This is a genomic window from Leisingera sp. SA215, from assembly GCF_055902035.1.
Window position 1 is genome coordinate 81,090 of record NZ_JBVVXU010000014.1, and the last position, 20,598, is coordinate 101,687.

Genomic DNA, 20,598 nt, shown 5'->3' on the forward strand with positions numbered 1-20,598 from the left:
AAGAGCTGAAAAGCGCTTGAGAGACACCAGTGCCTCTCAAGACGCCTGATCCATTGTAGGAACGGTCTGCCGCGCCTCAAGGGTGAACCGTGCGGCCGTTGGCGCGGCCCTTGACCCGCGGCAGACCCGGATATGGTGAGGTTAAAGAAAGGCTCTAATCAGGCAGATTGCGGCGATTCCGGCAGCCATGGTCAGCGGCAGGCTCCGGGTGGCAAGAGCAACGGCGAGGGCAACGGCGCCGGCCACCCATTCCTGCGGGCCTCCTTGCATCAGCAGATAGGTAACCAGCGACAGGATCAGACAGCCAGGCAAAGCCTGCAGGCCCCGTGCCCAAGGGCCATGGTCCGGCAGCCGGCGGCCCAGCATGTAGCCGGAGAGGCGGATGGCAAAGGTTGCCGCTGCCAGGGCGAAGATCAGAGCCCATGTTTCAGTCATCGCCCAGCACTCCGGCAATTGCGGCGCCGCCAAGGCCGCCCAGGATCAGGGTCCAGGTTGGGTCCAGCGGGGTGAGCAGGCCTGCCAGCAGCACGATGGCGATGGATGCTCCCCAAGGCAGCAGCATCACGCTGCCGCTCCACAGCGAACGCAGGATGGCGATGAAGGCGGCGGTGAAGGCGAAATCCATGCCGAGGGAGCGCGGCTCCGGCACCGCCGTGGCAAATGTTGCCCCAGCCACTGTGGCCAGCACCCAGACCGCCGCCAGCCCGAGGCCGCCACCCACCAGGTACCAGTAGCCTGCACGGCGGCCGCGGGCGCGCATCGCGTGCATCAGCGCCCAGTTCTCATCCGTGGCCAGGTGCACCCCCAGCAGAACCTGCCACCAGGGCCGCCCGGCGAAGTCCTGCTGCAGCGAGGCGGTGATCAGCAGCAGCCGGAGGTTCAGCGCCAGCCCGGCCAGAACGGCGGCGCCGGCGCCGGCACCTGCCATCAGCCGCTCAACCGCGATGATCTGCGAAGAGCCGGCAAAAACGATGGTCCCCATCACCCCGGTCTGCAACCCGTCCATCTGAGCCTGCGCTGCCAGCAGCCCGAAGGCCAGCCCGTAGACGCCAACGCCAATCGCCAGCGGCAGGATATCCCGCAGGCCCGCAGTCAGCTGGTTGCGGAAGGGCGGGCTTGCGGAAGTTTCCTGCATGGACACGTGAGAGTTCCTATGGATGCGGGGCGGCCGTTCACCTATACCGAACGAGAGTCTTCTATACCGAACGATTCGTTCGTTCGTCAAGCCGAACGAAAGGATGAAATACAGAACATGTCAGCCCCCCATCAGATGATCGCCGCCGCCATCCAGCGCGAGCGCAGCCGTGCGGGTAAGTCGCTCTCGGGGCTTGCTGCCGACGCCGGCATTGCCAAGTCGACGCTGTCGCAGCTGGAGGCAGGCAACGGAAACCCCAGTGTAGAGACGCTTTGGGCGCTGGCTGCTGCGCTGGACGTCCCTCTGAGCCTGCTGTTCGAGACCGAAGCGCCGGCCACCAGGCTGATCCGGGCGGGAGAAGGCGAAGTTCTGGAATCGGAGCAATCCGATTTCACCGCGGTGCTGCTGTCGCGCTGCCCGCCCAATGTGCGCCGGGATGTCTACCGGGTGGTGATGCAGCCGGGGGAGATCCGCCGCGCCCAGCCGCATCCGCGCGGCACGGTGGAGCATATGCTGGTCTGCACCGGGCAGATGCGTGCCGGGCCGGAGGGACAGGAGCAAGTGCTGAGCGCCGGCGACTATTACACCTATCCCGGCGACCATCCGCACAGTTACGAGGCACTGCAGCCGGACACGCTGTTCACGATGGTGATGGAGGCGCCCTGAGCCGGGACCTCAGAACTCCGGCTTCACCCGGAATTTCAGCGACTCGCCGCTGTCGGGGTGTTTGATCCGCAGTTCCTCGGAGTGCAGCATCAGCCGGGGATGCTCCAGCGCTGCACCGCTAGCATAGAGCGGATCGCCCAGGATCGGATGGCCCAGCGACAGCATATGCACACGCAGCTGGTGTGAACGACCGGTTTTCGGTGTCAGCCGCACCCGCGTGGAACCGTCCTCATATTTCATTACCCGCCAGCCGGTGACGGCGGGTTTTCCGGTCTCATGGCAGACCATCTGTTTCGGCCGGTTCGGCCAATCGACGATCAGCGGCAAATCCACTGTGCCGCTCCGCGGCTCCAGCCGGCCGGACACCCGTGCCACATAAGCCTTCTTTGCGGTGCGTTTTTCAAACTGCATCGACAGGTGCCGCTGGGCATGCGGGGTGAGGCCGAATACCATCACGCCGGAGGTATCGCGGTCCAGCCGGTGCACCAGCAGCGCTTCGGGGAACATCGCCTGGATGCGGGTAATCAGGCAATCGGCCAGATGCGGGCCGCGTCCCGGTACCGACAGCAGCCCGGCAGGCTTGGTCACCGCCAGCAGCTCGGCATCGCGGTGCAGGATCGCCAGCGGGTCTTGCGGCGGAGTGTATTCGCTTGAAACGGCCATAAGCGCCTGCCTAGCGCCGCAGGCAGGCGGGGGCAAGCACAGGCCGGGCCGGCATCGGTTTTCTCTCCGGGCTTCCCATTGGGACCGTTCATTTGCTAAATTGACACTGTCCCGGCGATCCGGTAACCGGCGCGCCTCACGTACACATGGGGACTAGGCATGGCACGCAAACGCAAAGGGCGCGATATTTCCGGCTGGCTGGTGGTGGACAAGCCCGCGGGGCTGACCAGCACGGCGGTTGTGAACAAGGTGCGCTGGGCGCTGGATGCCAAAAAAGCAGGCCATGCCGGAACCCTGGACCCCGAGGCAACCGGTGTTCTGGCCGTGGCACTGGGGGAGGCAACCAAGACCGTGCCCTATATCACCGACGCGCTGAAGGCCTATACCTTCACTGTGCGGCTGGGCGCGGCGACCAATACCGACGACGCCGAGGGCGAGGTGATTGCGGCCAGCGATGAACGCCCCGCCGACGCGCAGATCAAAGAAGCGCTGCAACCCTTCCTGGGCGAGATCATGCAGGTGCCGCCCAAGTTTTCAGCGGTGAAAATCGACGGCCAGCGTGCCTATAAACTGGCGCGTGACGGTGAAGAGGTCGAGCTTGCTGCCCGCCCGCTGTGGGTCGAAGAGCTGGTCCTGCTGGACCGTCCTGATGAGGATCACGTTGTGCTGGAAATGACCTGCGGCAAGGGCGGCTACGTGCGCTCGATCGCCCGCGATCTGGGTGCGGCGCTGGGCTGCTATGGCCATGTGAAGCAACTGCGGCGGATCTGGTCCGGCCCGTTTGATGCCGAGGACGGTATCACTCTGGAGCTGGTGGACGAGCTGGCGAAATCCACTGACCTGGACCAGTATCTGCGGCCGCTGGAAGAAGGGCTCGCCGACCTGCCCGAGCTGAAATGCACTCCACAGGGTGCGGTGCGCCTGCGTAATGGCAATCCGGGCATGGTGATGGCCGCGGATGTGGAGTACGGCGATGAAGCCTGGGCGTCGCTGGATGGTCAGGCAGTGGCTGTGGGGGTCTACAAAGCCGGTGAATTGCACCCGAGCCGGGTTTTCGTGCAGCCGGAGTGATCCGCTGAACGGCCGGGCTGAGGCGAACCGGAGCGGTTTCCAATAGGTCAGTAGCTATGACTAAATGTTTCGCGCGCGAAACATTGGGCCAGAATTGCTGACCCATTCTTTCCAGGGATGATTTACTTCACCCGCACGCCTGCTTATGGCGTCAGACCGGGTCGGCATCGTAACTGGTGGCTGATACATATTGATCCTGTTGCGACGTCAATATCACATTGGCTGCCGTGCCTTGCTCCGGTGTGATCGGATTTCCGGCTGCATACCGCCACCCGTCTTCATCAATTGAGCACTTGTCATAAAAGGCAATGCTGACTGGCCGCCAGGCAGCGCAGCAATGGCGGTATTGTCTGGCTGAGGATCGCGTCGAAATGTGCGGGGGCTGCATTCGAGAAGGGCCCGATACGGCGGCTATCAGGACTGTCTTTCAGATCTGCGCCATAGACTTCGGCCTTACGGGTTTCGGCGTCGCCCAGTGGCACATCGTTCAAGGCCGGAAAAGCATGTGCGTTCGCTGACGTCTTTAATGTGCCATGATACCGGGCAATTCACTTCAAGGACGTGGTCCGCTGGTCTGGAAACTTGGACGGGCGGAACAGTTTTGTTAAAGGCGGATGATGATCATCCGCAGCCACACCAAGGGCGATGCGCCCTCAACTGCCGTTTATTCGGATTGCGAAACCTACCGCTACAGCCTGACCCGGGTCTGGAACCCTGCCGGGCCGCGGGTGATGTTCGTGATGCTCAATCCTTCTACTGCAACCGAGGTGCAGAACGATCCCACCATCGAACGCTGCGAACGCCGTGCACGGGTATTGGGGTTCGGCGGCTTCAGGGCCACAAACATCTTTGCCTGCCGGGTCACCGATCCGCGCGGGATGCGGCAGCTGGAGGAACCAGAGGGCCCGGACAACATGCCGGCCATACTGCAAGGAATGGAGTGGGCCGATATGGTTATTTGCGCTTGGGGCACCCATGGCGAGCATTGCGGGCAAGGGGCGCGGGTTACTGCGGCGCTGCGCGCAACCGGAAAGCCGTTGCACCACCTCGGGCTCAGCAAGGCAGGCCATCCGAAGCACCCGCTTTATATCGCCTACACCCGGCAACCAGAGCTTTGGCTTCAGCGATAGCGGTATCTTCAAGGCCCGTTAACTGATGTTCTCCATTTGTTTTGCATTCGCAATCACCGCGTGTGATCGTGCGGGTGGGTATAAGTGTTTGTTGAGGTAGAGCGGGCAATGTTGTGGCTGGCGAGTGTTCTTGGTCTTGTTGCGGTGGGCAGCGCGGTCCTGGTTGATAACGAAACCCCGGAGGGCGACGAAACGTCCTCCGGGCCCGGTCCGGAGGCGGATACCGGCGGGGATGGGCTGGCCGGCGGATATATCGAACCGGATGGCAGCACCGTAACCGGTACCGATGACAATGACATCATTGCGGGATCCGGGGCGGCTGACAGCCTTGGCGGCGGTGATGGCGATGACCAGCTTGGCGGCTACAGCGGTAATGACTGGATCGGCGGGGGCCAGGGCAACGACGTTTTGCATGGCGATAGCGGAGATGACAGCCTGTCCGGCGGCCCAGGCCAGGACCTGCTGCATGGCGAAGACGGTGCGGACGTGCTGCAGGGCGGCGCTGGAGAGGACAGTCTCTTTGGGCATTTCGGAGATGACATGCTGCAGGGCGGCGGCGGTGCGGATCTGCTGCACGGCGGACAGGGCGAAGATTGGCTCGAAGGCGGTCAGGGCCACGACACGCTGCATGGAAATGACAGCAATGACAGCCTTGTTGGCGGCGGCGGCGGGGATGCGCTGTATGGCGGTTATGGAAATGATGTCGTTTCCGGTGCCGGGGACGGCGCGGACCAGGACTATGTCAATGGTGGAGCCGGTGATGACACACTGATTGCCGGGACCGGGGATGTGCTGACCGGCGGTGCCGGCGATGATCAGTTCATGGCGGGCCACTGGACCGGGACCGAAGATGCCGTGCACCTGGTGGATTTCGATTCACATGAAGATAAGCTGGTGCTGGTCTGGGATTTCGAAGACGGCGAAGAACCTTCGGTAGAATTGCGTCAAACCCCCGGGGCAGAAGACGAGCAAGTTATCCTTGTCAACGGCGAGCCGGCCTTGCGGCTCATCGGAGCCAAGGGGATGACAGCGGCGGATCTGGTCCTGATCGACCCAGCCTCTGCCGTTGCAACCGGGTTGCTGCCGCAGTAGGCCCGCACGGAACCACCCGCTGGCAGTTAATCTTTGCCTTTAATACCGAAACATCATATACGCCCGCATCTGCTGCGATTCTGCGGCAGGTTCCTCCATGGGCCTGTGCTGGACGACATCCCGGCCTGTGCCATCCACTCTAACCTTTTAAGGAGACCCCGATGTCGATCACTGCAGAAGAAAAAACACGCCTGATGAAAGAATTCGCGACCAAGGACGGCGACACCGGTTCGCCGGAAGTCCAGGTTGCAATCCTGACCTCGCGCATCAACACCCTGACTGAGCACTTCAAAACCCACAAGAAGGACAACCACGGCCGCCGTGGCCTTCTGAAGATGGTTGCTCAGCGCCGCAAGCTGCTGGACTACACCAAAGGCAAGGATGAGGCCCGTTACCAGGACCTGATCAAGCGCCTCGGCATCCGCCGCTAATCCGCGCTTATCCCGGATTTTGCGCCCGTTCCGTAAGGAGCGGGCGTTTTTTTGTCCGCAAGTCCCGTTGTGGGCTTGGGTTTGGGCCTGGCATGCGGGCAGGGCTGCATGGAAAACGCCGCCCCGGAAGGAGCGGCGCGTTAGGTCTTGACCAGAAACAGGCAGGCGCTGGGGACCTGTGCTTCACTCGCCGTAAGGCACCCAGATGTTCTTTATCTCGGTGGCTTCCTGCAAAAACCGTTTGGTGTGGTCCTGCGTCCAGTCGGTGGCGGTGCCGTTGTTGACCCAGGTCCGTTTCAGATTACCTGCCGATGCGGCCTCGATCGCCGCTGACAGATCGGTGGAGGAGAAGCTCCAGACCGCATCCACGTTCAGATGCGAGGCCAGCGGTTTGGCCAGCTCGGTGTGTCTGCCGGTCAGGATGTTGACCACGCCTGCAGGCACGTCTGATGTCTCCAGAACCTGGTAGAAGTCGGTGGCCGCCAGCGGAAAGGGCTCGGAGGCCGCCAGTACCATCCGGTTGCCCATAGCCATTGCAGGGGCCATTGCCGAGACCAAACCCAGCAGCGGCGCCTCATCGGCGCAAAGCGCGCCAATCACACCCGCAGGTTCCTTCATTGCAAGTGCCACGCCGCGGATCGGCACGCCGTGGATCAGGCCGTCGTATTTGTCGGCCCAGGCAGCCGCGGTGAACAAGCGCTGGATCGAGGTTTCAACCTCAGCCGTGCCGGTCTTCTTGCCCGTCATCGCGTCGATGCGGGCGGCAAATTCCGCGGCGCGGGCTGAAAGGTTTTCACCGATGTAATAGAGGATTTGCGCCCGTAAATGCCCTGTGGTCCTGGACCAGCCATTTGCGTCCGCAGCGGCTTCGACTGCGTTGCGGACGTCCTTGCGGCTGGCAAGGCCGGCATGGCCCAAAAGCGTTCCGGACTTGCTGTAGACCGCCTGGGAATAACCGCTGTCCGGGCGGGCCTGCTTCCCGCCGATGTACAGTTTGGCGGTGCGGTCCAGCGGATCTGCCGGCGCGCCGTTGCCGTCAAACGGTTCTGCTTTGGCCAGCGGTTTTGTCTTGGCTTTGGAGCGGGTGTATGCGGTCAAGCCCTCCCAGCCGCCCTCGCGGCCAAAGCCGCTTTCGCGCACGCCGCCGAAGCCGGCCGCAGCATCGAACATGTTGGTGCCGTTGATCCAGACGACGCCGGCTGCCAGTTTCGGCGCCATGTCGAGCGCCAGGTTCAGGTTCTCGGTCCAGACCGTTGCCGCCAGCCCGTAACGGGTGTTGTTGGCCAGCTCCACCGCCTCGGCGGGGGTGCGGAAAGTGCAGGAGACCAGCACCGGGCCAAAGATTTCTTCCTGCATCAGCGGATCGGCAGGCGACAGGCCTTCAATCAGCGTCGGCGGGTAGAAACAGCCGCTTTCAGGCATTTCCACTTGGGCCTGATGCATGGTGCCCGCCTGGTTGGCTGCGACCAGGCGGGAAATGGTGTCCAGCTGCACCGGGTCGACCACGGCGCCCACGTCGATGCATTTGTCCAGAGGGTTGCCAATCCGCAAGCCGTCCATTCTGGTCTTCAGCTTGGTATGGAACCGCCCGGCAATGCCTTCCTGCACCAACAGGCGCGAGCCTGCACAGCAGACCTGACCCTGGTTGAACCAGATCGCATCAACAAGACCTTCGATGGCGCTGTCGATATCGGCATCGTCAAAGACAATGTAGGGGGACTTGCCGCCGAGTTCGAGCGTCAGTGCCTTGCTGCTGCCTGCGGTGGCCTCGCGGATCCGGCGGCCGACCGACGTGGAGCCGGTGAAGGCGATCTTGTCCACGTCTGCCGCGGTGATCATCTCTCCCGCCGCGCCGTCGCCGGTGACAATATTGACAACGCCGTCGGGCAGGCCGGCCTGTCGGCAGATATCGGCAAACAAAAGCGCTGTGAGCGAGGTGTATTCCGCCGGTTTCAGCACCACCGTGTTGCCCATCGCAATTGCAGGCGCGATCTTCCAGGCCAGCATCAGGAGCGGGAAATTCCAAGGGATGATCTGACCGCAGACGCCCAAGGCCTCGGCGTCCGGCAGTTCGCTTTCCATCAGCTGGGCCATGCCTGCGTGATAGTAGAAATGCCGTTGGGCCAGCGGGACGTCGATGTCGCGGGATTCGCGGATCGGCTTGCCGTTATCGAGCGTTTCCAGCACTGCAAACAGGCGGGAATGCTTCTGCAGCAGCCGGGCAATGGCATAGAGGTATTTGGCTCGGCCCGGACCGCCAAGCTCCTGCCATTTGCCTTGCGCCTTGCGGGCGGCTTCAACTGCGGCGTCCACGTCCTTTTGGGTGGCCTGAGTCAGGGTGGCCAGCACCTCTCCGGTGGCGGGATTCCGGCTGTCAAATCCGTCGCCGGGAGCGGTGAATTCGCCGTTGATGAAATGGCCGAACCGGCTGCCCTGATCGACCAGCCAGGCCAGTGCCTCGGCGGCGCTTTCGGGGGCGGGGCCGTAGTCCATGGTGTCAAAAATCTCTTTGATGGTCATAATGTCAGCCCTCAGCCCATCGCGTGGCGGTAACCGGCGGAGTATGCCCCGGTGACATGATGCTCCAGCTGGCGCTCGATATCGCCCAGCAGCGAGGAGGCGCCAAAACGGAACAGGTCGGGCTGCAGCCAGCGGTCGCCCAGCTCATCTTTTATCAGTGCAAGGTACACCAGCGCGTTCTTGGCTTTGGAGATGCCGCCCGCGGGTTTGTAGCCGACGCGGCAGCCGGTATGGTCGCAATAGTCGCGGATGGCACGGATCATCACTAGGCTGACGGGCAGGGTGGCGTTGACGCTTTCCTTACCGGTTGACGTTTTGATGAAATCGGCACCCGCCATCATGCAGACCAGCGAGGCACGTGCCACGTTGCGCAAAGAGCCCAGTTCGCCGGTCGCCAGGATCGCCTTTACATGGGCGTCGCCGCAGGCCTGGCGGAAGGCTTTCACCTCGTCATACAACGCCTGCCAATTGCCGGTCAGAACATGGCGGCGGGAGATCACGATGTCGATCTCCGCAGCGCCTGCCTTGACGCTTTCCTCAATCTCCGCCAGCCGCAGGTGGAAGGGGGACAGGCCTGCCGGGAAACCGGTGGAGACCGCGGCCACCGGAATGCCAGTGCCTTGCAATGCGGCAACCGCGGTGGGGATCATGTCGTGGTAAACGCAGACCGCCCCGGTGGTGAGACCTTCCATCCCCAGTGTGCGCAGTACATCGGCGGTGACCGGCTGACGGGCCTTGGCGCACAGGCGGCGGACACGGCCCTCGGTGTCATCGCCAGAGAGCGTGGTGAGGTCAATGAGGCTGATGGCTTTCAGCAGCCATGCCGCCTGGTGGTCTTTCTTCACGCTGCGGCGGCCCGGCAGGGTGGCACAGCGGCGTTCGATGGCGGACGTATTGGCCTGTACGGCAGCGACCCAGTCCAGGTCCAGCGCCATGCCCGGATTGCGCGGTTCGGCCAGTTGCGGCAGCTGCGCGCTTCGTTCAGCGGTTTGGCTTTCCATTCGGGGAGTCCTCAGCAGAGTTCCGTGCGAAATTCGCACGGGTGCGGTATATTGGCAAGCGAAGCCAACCAGCGCCGCCGGTTTTTGACTGATTGGACAAATTATTGGTGTCCGGGCTTTGCTGGCACCTTGAAAACCGGGGGAAACAGGTGGTGCGGTATAAATTTTTTTCACGCTTCACCTGCCGAAGCCGCGCGCATTCCTGTGGCAGAATCAGCTCCGCATGCTAAATTTAGCGGTATGAGCAGTGCAGAACCCCATATCAGCGAAAGTACCCGTTCAATCATCCGCCAGCTGGATGACAGCGCCATCAACCGGATTGCCGCTGGCGAGGTGGTGGAACGGCCCGCTTCGGCGGTCAAGGAGCTGGTGGAAAACGCCATTGATGCCGGCGCCACCCGCGTCACCGTGGAAATCGCAGATGGCGGCAAGACGCTGATCCGGGTAACGGATGACGGTTGCGGCATGGCGCCGGAGGACCTGCCTTTGGCGCTCTCGCGCCATGCGACCTCCAAAATCGACGGTTCGGACTTGTTGAACATCCATACCTTCGGGTTCCGCGGCGAGGCGCTGCCGTCGCTGGGGGCTGTGGGGCGGCTGACGATCACCAGCCGGGCAGCCGGGCATGAGGCGGCGCAGATCCGCGTCTCCGGCGGCAGGCTGGAACCGGTGAAGCCGGCCGCTTTGCGGATGGGCACCATTGTCGAACTGCGCGATTTGTTTTTTGCCACCCCGGCGCGGCTCAAGTTCATGCGCACTGACCGGGCCGAGAGCCAGGCGATCTCCGACACGGTGAAACGGCTGGCAATGGCGGAGCCTGCGGTTGGCTTTACCATGCGCGACGTGTCCGGAGGCGGTGAGGGCCGGGTGACCTTTCGCGCCGATCCATTGCCGGGGGATTTGTTTGATGCGCTGCACGGGCGGCTCGCCTCGGTTCTGGGGCGCGAATTTGCAGAGAACGCGTTGAAGATTGATGCCACCCGCGAGGGGATCCGGCTTTTTGGCTATGCGGCACTGCCGACCTATTCGCGCGGGGCGGCGGTGGCGCAGTTCCTGTTTGTCAACACCCGGCCGGTGAAGGATAAGACGCTGACCGGCGCGCTTCGGGCCGCCTATTATGATTTCCTCAGCCGCGACCGGCACCCTGCGGCGGCGCTGTTCATCGATTGCGACCCGCAACTGGTCGACGTGAACGTGCACCCCGCCAAATCCGAAGTGCGCTTCCGGGATCCGGGGCTGGCGCGCGGGCTGATTGTTTCAGCCCTGCGTCATGCGCTGGCAGAGGCCGGGCACCGGGCCTCAACCACTGTGGCCGGCGCCACGCTGGGGGCGATGAAGCCGGAACAGCCTACGGCCACCGGCGCGCCGCGGATCTATCAGATGGACCGGCCGTCGTTGGGCGCACGCAACAGTGCTTACGCGGCGCAATCCCCCGGTTTGCCGCCAACGTCTTCCTTTGATGCGCCGCCATCGCCAGGCTTTGCAGAATTGCAGACGGCCTACAGCGGGCGTGTCACAGAGCCTTTGACGGGTTCAACGGCCCCGGGTCAGCTGCCAGCTGCGTCCGAAGCCGCCGCGCCCGGGGCCGAGCAGCTGCCGCTGGGTGCGGCGCGCGGCCAGGTGCATGAAAACTACATTATCGCCCAGACTGCCGACGGCATGGTGATCGTCGACCAGCACGCCGCGCATGAGCGGCTGGTCTATGAGAAACTGAAACAGCAGATGACAGAGACTGGCGTTGCGGCCCAGGCGCTGTTGATTCCGGAGATTGTCGAGCTGAGCGACAATGACTGCGCGTGCCTTTTAAGCGTGGCAGAGGAATTGGCGAAATTCGGCCTTGGCATCGAGGCCTTTGGCGGTAACGCTGTTGCCGTGCGGGAAACCCCGGCGATCCTGGGCGAGGTCAACGCCGAAGCAATGATCAAGGACATTCTGGATGAACTGTCGGACCAGGGTGAAAGCCAGCTGGTGCAGGTCAAGATCGAAGCAATCCTGAGCCGGGTGGCCTGCCATGGCTCGATCCGTTCAGGCAGGCGGATGCGGGGCGAGGAGATGAATGCACTGCTGCGCGAGATGGAGGCAACGCCTCATTCCGGCCAGTGCAATCATGGCCGCCCCACTTATGTGGAACTGAAACTGGCTGATATCGAGCGCCTGTTCGGGCGCAGTTGAACAAGAACCCCCGGTAAAGGGAGGACGAGCAGTGACACTGGAACAGGCCCAATGGGCCATTTACGCGCTGGCTGGGCTGGCCGCGGTTCTGGCCTTGGCGGGGCTGCGGCTGCGAGGCGCCGCCCGGCAGCTAGAACAGGCCAACGGTGATCTTCGCAGTCACAATGCAGGGCTGAAAGCCGAGGTTGCGCGGCTTCCGGAGCTGGCGGATGAGCTGTCCACTTTGCGCCGCACCAGCGAGAATGAGCGCACTGCCCGTTACCAGGCAGAGGCCCAGGTGCAGGCGCTTAAGGCGGAGCACACGGCGCGGCTGGAAGAGCTGAAACAGATGAATAGCCAGATGGAGCACAAGTTTGCCTCCTTGGCCTCAGGCGTGCTGAAGCAGAACTCGGAAAACTTCCTGAGCCTGGTCAGCGAGCGGTTTCAGGCGCACAGCAAATCCGCGGATGCGGATCTGGCCAAGCGCCACGCTGCAATTGAGGGACTGGTAAAGCCGCTGGATCAGAAGCTGGGCCAGTTCGGTGAGCGGATCAAGGAAATCGAGAAAGCCCGCAATGAGGCCTACGGCGCGATCCAGACACAGGTGAAGCATCTGGCCGAGGGCCAAGCCATGCTGGGCGGCGAAACCCGCAAGCTGGTGCAGGCGCTGCGGGCGCCCAAGACCCGCGGCCGCTGGGGCGAGATGCAGCTGCGCCAGGTGTTCGAGATGGCCGGCATGGCCGAGCATGTGGATTATGAGCTGGAGAAAAGCGTTGGCACGGATGACGGGCTGCGCCGCCCCGATGCGGTGGTGCGCATCCCCGGCGGCAAGAGCATTGTTGTGGACGCCAAGACCCCTTTGGAGGGTTATCTGGATGCGCTGGAAGCGGAGACGCCCGATCAGCAGCAGGCGGCGCTGCTGCGTCATTCGGGCCATGTGAAATCCCATGTGCGTCAGCTTGCGTCGAAATCCTATCAAAGCGCGCTGGGCGAGACGCCGGACTTTGTGGTGATGTTCATCCCCGGTGAGACGTTTGTGTCCGCGGCGGTGGAGGCGGATCCCGGACTGATTGAATATGCGTTTGAAAACAAGGTCCTGATCGCCACGCCAACCACCCTGATGGCGCTGGTCAAATCGATTGCCTATGGCTGGCAGCAGGAAAAGATGGCGGAAAACGCCGTTGAGGTGCAAAAGACCGCGAAGGAGCTGTACGACCGGCTGTCGACGTTCTCCAGAAACCTGGCGTCAGTCGGCCGGTCGCTGTCGTCCTCGGTAAATAGTTACAACAAGGCAGTGGGTTCTCTGGAAGCGCGGGTGCTGCCTTCGGCCCGCAAGTTCGAAGCCATGGGCGTTGTTGCGCAAGACGCGGAGTTAGAGGCCCCCGGACAGGTGGAAACTGAACCGCGCCAGGTGGCCCTGCTGGCAGACGAATAGATGCAGCTGCCGCTGATCTGGCGCGCGGGCGCTACCGGGGAGGCCTCGCTGCTGCGGGCAGCGGAGGTCGAGGCCGAGCGTATTGTGGCGCTGTTGCGGATAGCGGTCTCGGGCGGGCTGCTGGCGGCATTGGTGCTGGCGGTTGATGCGGTGCAGACGGTAGAGCAGGATTATCTGTGGCACCAGATCGGTCTCGCGGCGGCAACAATGCTGGCCTATATGGCGGTAGGGGTTTTAAGCTTTGCGGCAATCCGCCAAGGCGTTTTCCGGCGCTGGATGATCTGGGCCGCGGTTACGGCAGACGGGGTGTTCCTGTTCTTGAACGCCTGGCTGTCGCTGTTGAATTCCGGGCTTTCGGGCGAGGTTGTCTTTTCCATGCCAGCCACATGGATGGCGCCGCTGATCCTGGCCTTTGGTGTGCTGCGCTTTAATCCGCTGCTGCTGGGCTACCAGGTGCTGCTGGTTGCAGCGGGGTTCCTGTGGCTGGTCCTATGGGAACCTGCTTACATCTCTGCAGATGCGGTACAGCGTGTTCACCTGTCGTTGGCTACGCCGCCCAATCTGATGCGGGTTCTGATGATAACGCTGGCTGGGGCGGTGCTGATCGTTGCAGCCCTGCGGATGCGCGGGCTGCTGCACCGGTCGATCGAGGAGGCGCGGCAGAAGGCCAATCTGACCCGCTACCTGCCGGCCCAGATGGCAGGCCGTCTGGCAGGCGGCGGGCTGCAGGCGTTGCAGGAAGGCCGCCAGCAGAAAATGGCGATCCTGTTCATAGATATCCGCGGTTTCACCAGCTGGTGTGAAGGCCGCGAGCCGCAGGAGGTCAGTGGCCTGATCACCGAGTTCCGCACCCGTGTCGAAATGGTGGCGGGCCGGACTGGCGGGCTGATCGACAAATACATCGGCGACGCAGCGATGATCCTGTTTGAGGGGGACCGGGCCGCGGTGCGGGCGCTCGACTGCGCCGAAGGGCTGCTTGCAGAGATGGAGGACTGGCGCCAGAAACGGGAGGCCGTTGGAGAAACCGGCCTGGCTGCAGGGATCGGAGTACATTGGGGCGAGGTGTTTTCAGGTGTCACCGGCACACAGGCCCGGCTGGAGTATTCCGTGTTCGGAGACACGGTGAACGCTGCTGCGCGGCTGGTGCAGCTGACAAAGACGACCGGCATGGCGCTGATCGCGTCTTCAGCCTTATTGAAGGAAGCCGGGATAGAGCCCGCGCGCCGAGGCTTGGTTACGCTGCCGGCGGAGCATTTGCGCGGGCGCCGCAGCGGGCTTGCGCTGTTCGGAAAGATGCTGGGCTAAGCAGAGTTCCATTTGGCTCAGATCAAAGACTTAGGCGTTTGCCCTGCTGTTTGCTATGCTGAGGCAGCGAACAGAAGGAATGGACCAATGCTGGAGATCTCAGCCCGCAAGGTGGCACAGGTGGCGATGATGGCCAGGGAATTGGGCCGCGCCGAAGGTGAGCTGCGCGCTTTCATCGACCGGATGGGCGAGGACCAGCAGGCGGAGCTAGTCGGCATTATGTGGGTCGGCCGCGGCAGTTTCGAGCCGGAGGAGCTGGGCGAGGCGATTTATACCGCCCGGCAGGAAGCGACAACGCCGACCGTCGATTACCTGCTCGGAACGCCGCATCTGGCTGACAATCTGGAAGCCGGCCTGGAGGCGCTGGGAATAGATGTGAACGATGTTGAGGACGATGTGATCGGCCGCTAGGGGCCGCGCTGCTCTGCACAGTAAAAGGGCGCCGCGATCTGGCGCCCTTCGTTGTTTCAAGCATCCATCAGGCCTTGCTGTCGACGACCTCAAGGTGCTGAGCCAGTTTGCCGATCTCACCCATCCATTTTTCGACCAGGCCCAGGTCGCTGGGGGCGGCGTGAACGCCGGCAGCGATCTTGCCGTTCATGGCAGCCTCGATGGCAAAGGACACCGGATAGGAGACCAGACGCGCCATTGCGGTGCCGCGCGCGTCACCCCAGGCGTCCATCACATAAGTCTTGTGCCAGACCTCGGCGCCGTCTTTCTCGGCCTTCAGGCCGACGCAGAGCACCACCCGGTCCGGCTCGCCTTCGTCATAGGCGTTTTCGGTCCAGAACTGATCAGACATCTCCTTGAGGCGGGCGTCGCCTTCGAGGCCGGTGAGGGTTTCGACCTCCTTGAAGACATCCGCCCAGGCATCGGCCCAGCCGTTTAGGCGCAGGGTGCCGCGGACGAATTCCTTTACCTTCCAGTCCTCGCCGAACTCGTACTGGCCGATGAAGGGGATCGAGTCGCGGTTCGGGTAGACTTCGAAGCTTTCCGGGGCGGGCAGCGGCGCGTCGTAGGAGGAGATTGCGTCCCAAGGGCGGGCGACCTTCAGTTCCTTGAAGTCGCGGATCGATTTTGACGGCGACCGCAGCGCCTTCAGGACGCCCAGCGGCGACCAGCTGAATTTGTAGCGGAACGGGTTTGGGGTTTTGGGGATGCCGCCGCAATAGGAGATGAAGCTGATCTCGTTTCCCGCGTCAAAGGCTTGCGATGCTTTGTAATCCTCCACCAGCGCATGCGCCATAAGGTGGTCAATGCCGGGATCCAGGCCGACTTCATTGATCAGGCAGACGCCGGCATCTTTGGCCCTTTGGTCCAGCGCGCGCATTTCCGGCGCGATGTAGGAGGAGGAAACGAAATGCGCACCATGCTCAATTGCCAGCTCCGCCAGCGGCACATGCCAGTCGCCCGGCAGCATGGAGACGATCACGTCTTTCGGGCTCAGCATCTGGCCCAGATTGGCGAGGCTGAAGGCGTGAATGTTGGTGGTCAGGTCGCCGACGGCTTCGCGCGCCTTGTCTGTGGTCCGGTTCCAGACCGCCACGTCATGGCCCGCCTCCAAGAGGCGGCGCAGGCCGGGAATTGCAGAGAGGCCGGTGCCGCACCAGTGAATTGTCATGAGATATCTCCCTAGGTCGTCGCGCTTGGATGAGCGCTGGAAAATCAGGTTTTTTGCCCGGCGGCGTGCCGGGCGGTGCCCGACCGGCCCCATGGACGGGCTCTTGGTTTCCGCCTGCAGCCGGGCGCTGCCCTGGCAGCGTTACGGTAAATTCTGTTCGAAAACCGCCTTGGCCCGGCCCCAGACGCCGCTGTTCAGATCGGTCAGGGTCTGCAGCGATGGCAGCAGCTGGGCGGCGTAATCTTCCGAGCTTTCCAGCGGCAGCATCGATGGCAGGTTGTCGATTGCTGTCACGTCCAGCACCGGGTTGCCAGCCACGCGCAGGGCAGGCTGGTCCCAAGAGGTCGCGCGGTCATAGACCGGCACCGGATTGTAGTCACTGTCCGGGTCGCAAGCGACATCACCGATGGCGGTCAGCTTGCGGTCTGCGCTCAGCGCTTCGCGCGGGACAAAGACAGGCGTGCCGGGGCGAGCGAAGATACAGTTCAGGAAAAGGTCATGGGCCAGGATCTCCGGGAAAGGGCCGCCGTTTGCGGTTTCGGCCATGTCCCACTTTGTGACCTGCACACCCATCGTCTCGCAGAGGTCAGCGGCACCGGTTCCAACCCGGCCAAGCGCGCCGATGACGATGGCAGTAGGACGGCCTGTGTTCAGCCCATCGAGTTCCGCTCCGAGATCTGCCAGCAAGGCATCCTTGCCGCCGTAGACGCCAACCGGGCCGCAAAGTTCTCCGCGCTGCTGGGCGGCCCATGCTTTCAGTGTGACTGCCGCGCCGGCATAGCCCGCCCAGTAGCCAAAGGCAGCAACCCGGCGGCCGGTCTCATCGACCAGATACTCCAGATCATAGAGCGTGCCGCCGCCAGCCTTGAACCGCTCCAGCAGCGCCTTGCCGGAATGCTGGCCCTTGAAGGCATGGCCGAACATAATGTGGCGGTGCGGCAGCGGGGTGCCGTCCTCGGGCAGTTCCTTGAGGCCGAAGATGATCGCATCTGCCGGCGCCTCGGGCCAGGAGTTTTCCGGCGCAATTTCACAGCCTGCATCAATGTAGCCCTGCAGCGGAATGGCCCGGACCGAGCTTTCCTCCACCGTGACCCTGATGCCGCCTGACAGCAGCGCCCTGGCGCCTTCGGGGGTCAAGCCCACCCGCTCCTCATTCGGGCGCTGTTCGGCCCGTACCCACAGATGCGTCATCGTCGTGCCCTTCAAAGCATTTCCTTGGCATAGACTGCGCGGATCGACTCGCGCTGCTCCATTGCCGTCATGAAATTCTGGATTTTGGGGAAGTTGTCCACTTTCACCCCGTCACCCGCCAGCCAGGTGCAGATCACATAGAGGTAGCAATCGGCAAGGCTGACCCTATCGCCCAGCACAAAGGGTCCGCGCAGGCCGGCTTGGCTGATGTACTCGCAGGAGGCCGTCATGGTCTGCGGCACCTTGGCCTGCATGTCCTTGTAACTGGAGGTCTTGCTGGCCCAGCGGGCGCCGCGCCGCATATGGGCGTGGTTCACATGCATGGTCGAGGCGAGGTAGAACATCACCTCGCGCATCCGCGCCTTCAGCACCGGGTCCTGCGGGCGCAAGCCGGCTTCCGGCGCCTTATCAGCGATATATTCCAGCAGCGCGCCGGTCTCGGTCAGGATGCCGCCTTCAACCGCCAGGGCGGGCACCCGGCCCTTGGGGTTGATCTGGGTATAGGCCGGACCGGTCTGTTCCTTGGCGGCAAAGTCGATCTTCACCGCCTCGTATTCCATCCCGGCTTCTTCCAGCGCGATGGCCACGGCCACGGAAATTGTAGTGGGGGCGTAATAAAGCTGCATGTCTTTTCCTCCCTTGCGGTCGTTCAAAGATGTGTTTGGGCAAAATGCCGGTCCGGGGCTTCCAGGTGCGGCACCGCGTTGAACAGAACCGGGCTGAGGTGGCCGCCGATCGGGAACAGACGGTGCATCGAGGTGTTCATGATCGCCAGCGCAAGCCGGGCCATGCCCGCGGTGTCCAGCCCCATCGCCTGCCGCAGCGCCATCGCGATCAGCCCGCCGGAGGTGACCACAAGTGCTGGGCCGTCGCCTGCAGCGATTTCTTTCAGTGCTGCTTGGGTGCGGGTCTCAAAACTGGCCCAGCTTTCGTAGGGTTCGGAGATTTCGTCTTTGGCCCAAGCGGCAAAAACCTTGGGCAAATGATCGACAAAACCCTCGCGCTCTTCCGGAATAGCCAGGCCGAGCTGGTCACGCATCGCCTCGGCGAGGGTAAAATACTCCATCTCGTTCAGGCGCGGGTCCTGCACCACATCAGTGCAGCCCATCGAGGAGGCTGTTTCGATATGGCGGGTGAGGGTGCCGCAATAGACGCGGGGGTGATGACTGTCAGTGGCCCGCAGATGTTTCCCCAGCCAGGCCGCCTGCTGGTGGCCCAGATCGCTGAGACGGTCATAGCTGGCTTCGTCCCGGGCGCCGGTATTGGCCTGGCCGTGGCGGATCAGCGTGATGTGGGACATGGGTAGGGGGCTCCGTTGTTTCCGGGGAAGTCTTAGGGGAGGTTCCGGGGAGAGGGAAGACCGGGCTGGGAATTGGCCTTATCAAAGTCATTGAGGGCTGAATAAACTTGGCGCATTGTGCAGCGGTCAATTTGGAGACCCGCCATGCCCCTAGACCGTCAGCGTTTTCTTGATGATTTGCATATGTTGCGCAGCTTTGGCGCATCGGGCGTTGGCAAAGGGGTGGTGCGGCAGGCCTATTCCGAGGCAGACATCGCGGCGCGGAAATGGCTGGCCGGACGGATGGCAGAGGCCGGGCTGGAACCGCATTTCGACCCGCTTGGAAACTTGTTCGGTCTGGCCGGGGAGCGGAGCCTTCTGGTGGGCTCCCACAGCGACAGCCAACCCGAGGGCGGCTGGCTGGACGGCGCGCTTGGGGTGGTGGCCGGGCTGGAGATCGCCCGTGCGGCCAGGGAGGCAGGCGGCCCGCTCATTTCCTGCGTCAGCTTTCAGGATGAGGAGGGACGGTTCGGGGTGCTGACCGGGTCCGATGTCTGGTCCGGCAAACTGGCGCTGGATGAGGCGGATGGGTTCACCGACAGCTCTGGCAATACCCTTGCCGGGATGCGGGTGCAGATGGCGGAGCTGACGGGAGATTTTCTGCCGCATAAGCGCTTTAGCGGCTTTTTGGAAATGCATATTGAACAAGGCCCCTATCTGGAGGAAACTGGGCTGGGGCTTGGGGTGGTGACCGATATCGTTGGCATCCGGGACATGCGGATCACGTTTTCGGGGCGGCAGAACCACGCAGGCACCACACCGATGCACCTGCGCCGGGACGCGTTTCAGGCGCTGTCAGCATTCAACGCGGCGCTGAACAGCCGGTTTGCAAATGTGGTGACACCTGCCACGGTCTGGACCATCGGCCATGTGGCGCTGCATCCCAATGCGTCCTCCGTCGTGCCCGGGTGCGTCGAGTTTTCGATGCAATGGCGCGATGCCGATGCAGAGCGGCTGGCGCGGATGGAGGCGCTTATCAAGGAGACGGCGCGGGAGATTGCGGCTGATCACGGCGTGGCATCGGAGCTTGGCCCGGTGATGGGCATAGAACCGGCGGCGATGGATACGCGGTATCAGGCGGAACTGGAGGCCGCTGCAGAGGTGTCCGCGCCGGGTAAGTGGCGGAAAATGCCTTCAGGTGCATTGCATGATGCAGCCAACCTTGCGACGGTGATGCCTGCGGGGATGCTGTTTGTGCCCTCGACCGGCGGTATCAGCCATGCCTTTGACGAGGACACGCCGGAGGCGGATCTGGTGCTGGGACTGCAAGTCCTGGACCGCGCAGCCCGGGCGTTGGCGGGGTGATCTGCAGGCAGATGCTCCCGCCTGTTCCTGATCATCCTTCCGGATGCCCTTCACGTTGGGCCGGGCGCCGCTGGCGCGGCGCTGTCAGCCCCGTCCGTAGCCGCGTTTGAGCATCCGGTTGCGGTGCTTGTCGGCAGCCAGGGAAGCCTCGCGCAGATTGGCGTAAAGGTTGATGACACTGTGCCCGTTACCGCCTGCTATGCCCCATTCGCGCAGCACTGAAACCTCGGAAAACAGGTTCATCGCCAGCTCAATGCGGTAGAACCGGGGCGGGCGCGAAGGGGCTTGGCGGTAGAGCAGACAGGTGGCCATCTCTTGATTCTACGCCATGCGATTCGCCTCGGCAAGAATCTCTGTGCCCGGCCGCGGAGCGCGAATCCCAAGAGTGCGGAAAACTGCGCTGCCACGGAGAACACCAACCAGCGCAAAACCGGAATGCCAATCGCGTAGACGACGCAGCGCACAGCCAGGCCGGCGCCAGTCACAGTCCGGAAAAGGCGGCAAAATGCTACAGCTGCGTTGTCTTTCTTTAGGCTTACATG

21 protein-coding genes are annotated in these 20,598 nt (G+C 63.0%); 10 read left to right on the plus strand and 11 right to left on the minus strand.

The window, feature by feature from the left end:
- Positions 1–141: 141 nt before the first annotated feature.
- Both AC0KW6_RS15550 and AC0KW6_RS15555 read right to left on the minus strand, forming a co-directional pair.
- Positions 142–435: an AzlD family protein gene (locus tag AC0KW6_RS15550; protein ID WP_323777884.1), complete on the minus strand. Its 294-nt coding sequence runs from the start codon at positions 433–435 to the stop codon at positions 142–144.
- Positions 428–1,135, minus strand: coding sequence for an AzlC family ABC transporter permease (locus AC0KW6_RS15555; RefSeq protein WP_323777911.1), 708 nt, complete (start codon positions 1,133–1,135; stop codon positions 428–430). The genes AC0KW6_RS15550 and AC0KW6_RS15555 overlap by 8 nt, the downstream gene beginning before the upstream one ends.
- 117 nt (positions 1,136–1,252) lie before the next feature.
- Between AC0KW6_RS15555 and AC0KW6_RS15560 the strand changes: the two genes are divergently transcribed.
- A complete protein-coding gene (locus tag AC0KW6_RS15560; RefSeq protein ID WP_323777882.1) occupies positions 1,253–1,801 on the plus strand; it encodes a helix-turn-helix domain-containing protein in 549 nt (182 codons plus the stop codon).
- Between the two features lie 9 nt (positions 1,802–1,810).
- Here the strand turns inward: AC0KW6_RS15560 and AC0KW6_RS15565 are convergent, their stop codons facing one another.
- The gene (locus AC0KW6_RS15565; protein ID WP_323777880.1) at positions 1,811–2,464 is read right to left on the minus strand and encodes an RluA family pseudouridine synthase; all 654 of its coding nucleotides are present in this window, start codon (positions 2,462–2,464) and stop codon (positions 1,811–1,813) included.
- A 159-nt stretch (positions 2,465–2,623) separates the two neighbouring features.
- Here AC0KW6_RS15565 and truB point away from each other — a divergent pair, with 159 nt between their 5' ends.
- Positions 2,624–3,535: a tRNA pseudouridine(55) synthase TruB gene (gene truB / locus AC0KW6_RS15570; RefSeq protein WP_323777878.1), complete on the plus strand. Its 912-nt coding sequence runs from the start codon at positions 2,624–2,626 to the stop codon at positions 3,533–3,535.
- 296 nt (positions 3,536–3,831) lie between these two features.
- On the opposite strand, the gene AC0KW6_RS15575 is transcribed toward truB, so the two are convergent.
- Positions 3,832–4,026 (minus strand): hypothetical protein, encoded by a 195-nt coding sequence (locus AC0KW6_RS15575; RefSeq protein ID WP_323777876.1) that lies wholly within the window; start codon positions 4,024–4,026, stop codon positions 3,832–3,834.
- Positions 4,027–4,152: 126 nt separating this feature from the next.
- Here AC0KW6_RS15575 and AC0KW6_RS15580 point away from each other — a divergent pair, with 126 nt between their 5' ends.
- From AC0KW6_RS15580 to rpsO, 3 genes are all read left to right on the plus strand, one after another.
- Entirely contained in the window at positions 4,153–4,665 is a 513-nt protein-coding gene (locus AC0KW6_RS15580; protein WP_323777910.1) for a DUF1643 domain-containing protein, read from the plus strand.
- Between the two features lie 84 nt (positions 4,666–4,749).
- Positions 4,750–5,757: a calcium-binding protein gene (locus tag AC0KW6_RS15585; protein WP_474035340.1), complete on the plus strand. Its 1,008-nt coding sequence runs from the start codon at positions 4,750–4,752 to the stop codon at positions 5,755–5,757.
- A 161-nt stretch (positions 5,758–5,918) separates the two neighbouring features.
- Complete coding sequence (rpsO, locus tag AC0KW6_RS15590) at positions 5,919–6,188, plus strand: 30S ribosomal protein S15 (protein ID WP_024088374.1); 270 nt, start codon at positions 5,919–5,921, stop codon at positions 6,186–6,188.
- Between the two features lie 183 nt (positions 6,189–6,371).
- Here rpsO and AC0KW6_RS15595 read toward each other — a convergent pair whose 3' ends face one another.
- Positions 6,372–8,708 (minus strand): aldehyde dehydrogenase family protein, encoded by a 2,337-nt coding sequence (locus AC0KW6_RS15595; RefSeq protein ID WP_474035341.1) that lies wholly within the window; start codon positions 8,706–8,708, stop codon positions 6,372–6,374.
- Positions 8,709–8,719: 11 nt separating this feature from the next.
- Complete coding sequence (gene deoC / locus AC0KW6_RS15600; RefSeq protein ID WP_474035342.1) at positions 8,720–9,709, minus strand: deoxyribose-phosphate aldolase; 990 nt, start codon at positions 9,707–9,709, stop codon at positions 8,720–8,722.
- A gap of 240 nt (positions 9,710–9,949) precedes the next feature.
- On the opposite strand from deoC, the gene mutL reads away from it, so the two are divergent.
- From mutL to AC0KW6_RS15620, 4 genes are all read left to right on the plus strand, one after another.
- Positions 9,950–11,881 (plus strand): DNA mismatch repair endonuclease MutL, encoded by a 1,932-nt coding sequence (gene mutL / locus AC0KW6_RS15605; protein ID WP_323783353.1) that lies wholly within the window; start codon positions 9,950–9,952, stop codon positions 11,879–11,881.
- 31 nt (positions 11,882–11,912) lie between these two features.
- Complete coding sequence (locus tag AC0KW6_RS15610) at positions 11,913–13,295, plus strand: DNA recombination protein RmuC (protein ID WP_323783351.1); 1,383 nt, start codon at positions 11,913–11,915, stop codon at positions 13,293–13,295.
- Positions 13,296–14,600 (plus strand): adenylate/guanylate cyclase domain-containing protein, encoded by a 1,305-nt coding sequence (locus AC0KW6_RS15615; protein ID WP_474035343.1) that lies wholly within the window; start codon positions 13,296–13,298, stop codon positions 14,598–14,600.
- An 87-nt stretch (positions 14,601–14,687) separates the two neighbouring features.
- Positions 14,688–15,011: a DUF3775 domain-containing protein gene (locus tag AC0KW6_RS15620; RefSeq protein ID WP_323783347.1), complete on the plus strand. Its 324-nt coding sequence runs from the start codon at positions 14,688–14,690 to the stop codon at positions 15,009–15,011.
- A gap of 67 nt (positions 15,012–15,078) precedes the next feature.
- Here the strand turns inward: AC0KW6_RS15620 and AC0KW6_RS15625 are convergent, their stop codons facing one another.
- The 4 genes from AC0KW6_RS15625 to AC0KW6_RS15640 all read right to left on the minus strand — a co-directional run bounded on the left by AC0KW6_RS15625 (position 15,079) and on the right by AC0KW6_RS15640 (position 18,712).
- On the minus strand, positions 15,079–16,221 hold the full coding sequence (locus AC0KW6_RS15625) for a saccharopine dehydrogenase family protein (protein ID WP_474035344.1): 1,143 nt from the start codon (positions 16,219–16,221) through the stop codon (positions 15,079–15,081).
- A 141-nt stretch (positions 16,222–16,362) separates the two neighbouring features.
- Positions 16,363–17,412 (minus strand): saccharopine dehydrogenase, encoded by a 1,050-nt coding sequence (locus tag AC0KW6_RS15630; RefSeq protein WP_474035345.1) that lies wholly within the window; start codon positions 17,410–17,412, stop codon positions 16,363–16,365.
- 11 nt (positions 17,413–17,423) lie between these two features.
- Positions 17,424–18,038 (minus strand): glutathione S-transferase family protein, encoded by a 615-nt coding sequence (locus tag AC0KW6_RS15635; RefSeq protein WP_323784130.1) that lies wholly within the window; start codon positions 18,036–18,038, stop codon positions 17,424–17,426.
- A gap of 23 nt (positions 18,039–18,061) precedes the next feature.
- Positions 18,062–18,712: a histidine phosphatase family protein gene (locus AC0KW6_RS15640; protein ID WP_323784128.1), complete on the minus strand. Its 651-nt coding sequence runs from the start codon at positions 18,710–18,712 to the stop codon at positions 18,062–18,064.
- A 144-nt stretch (positions 18,713–18,856) separates the two neighbouring features.
- On the opposite strand from AC0KW6_RS15640, the gene AC0KW6_RS15645 reads away from it, so the two are divergent.
- Positions 18,857–20,056, plus strand: coding sequence for a hydantoinase/carbamoylase family amidase (locus AC0KW6_RS15645; RefSeq protein ID WP_323784126.1), 1,200 nt, complete (start codon positions 18,857–18,859; stop codon positions 20,054–20,056).
- Between the two features lie 84 nt (positions 20,057–20,140).
- Here AC0KW6_RS15645 and AC0KW6_RS15650 read toward each other — a convergent pair whose 3' ends face one another.
- Entirely contained in the window at positions 20,141–20,368 is a 228-nt protein-coding gene (locus tag AC0KW6_RS15650; RefSeq protein WP_474035346.1) for a WGR domain-containing protein, read from the minus strand.
- Positions 20,369–20,598: the final 230 nt, after the last annotated feature.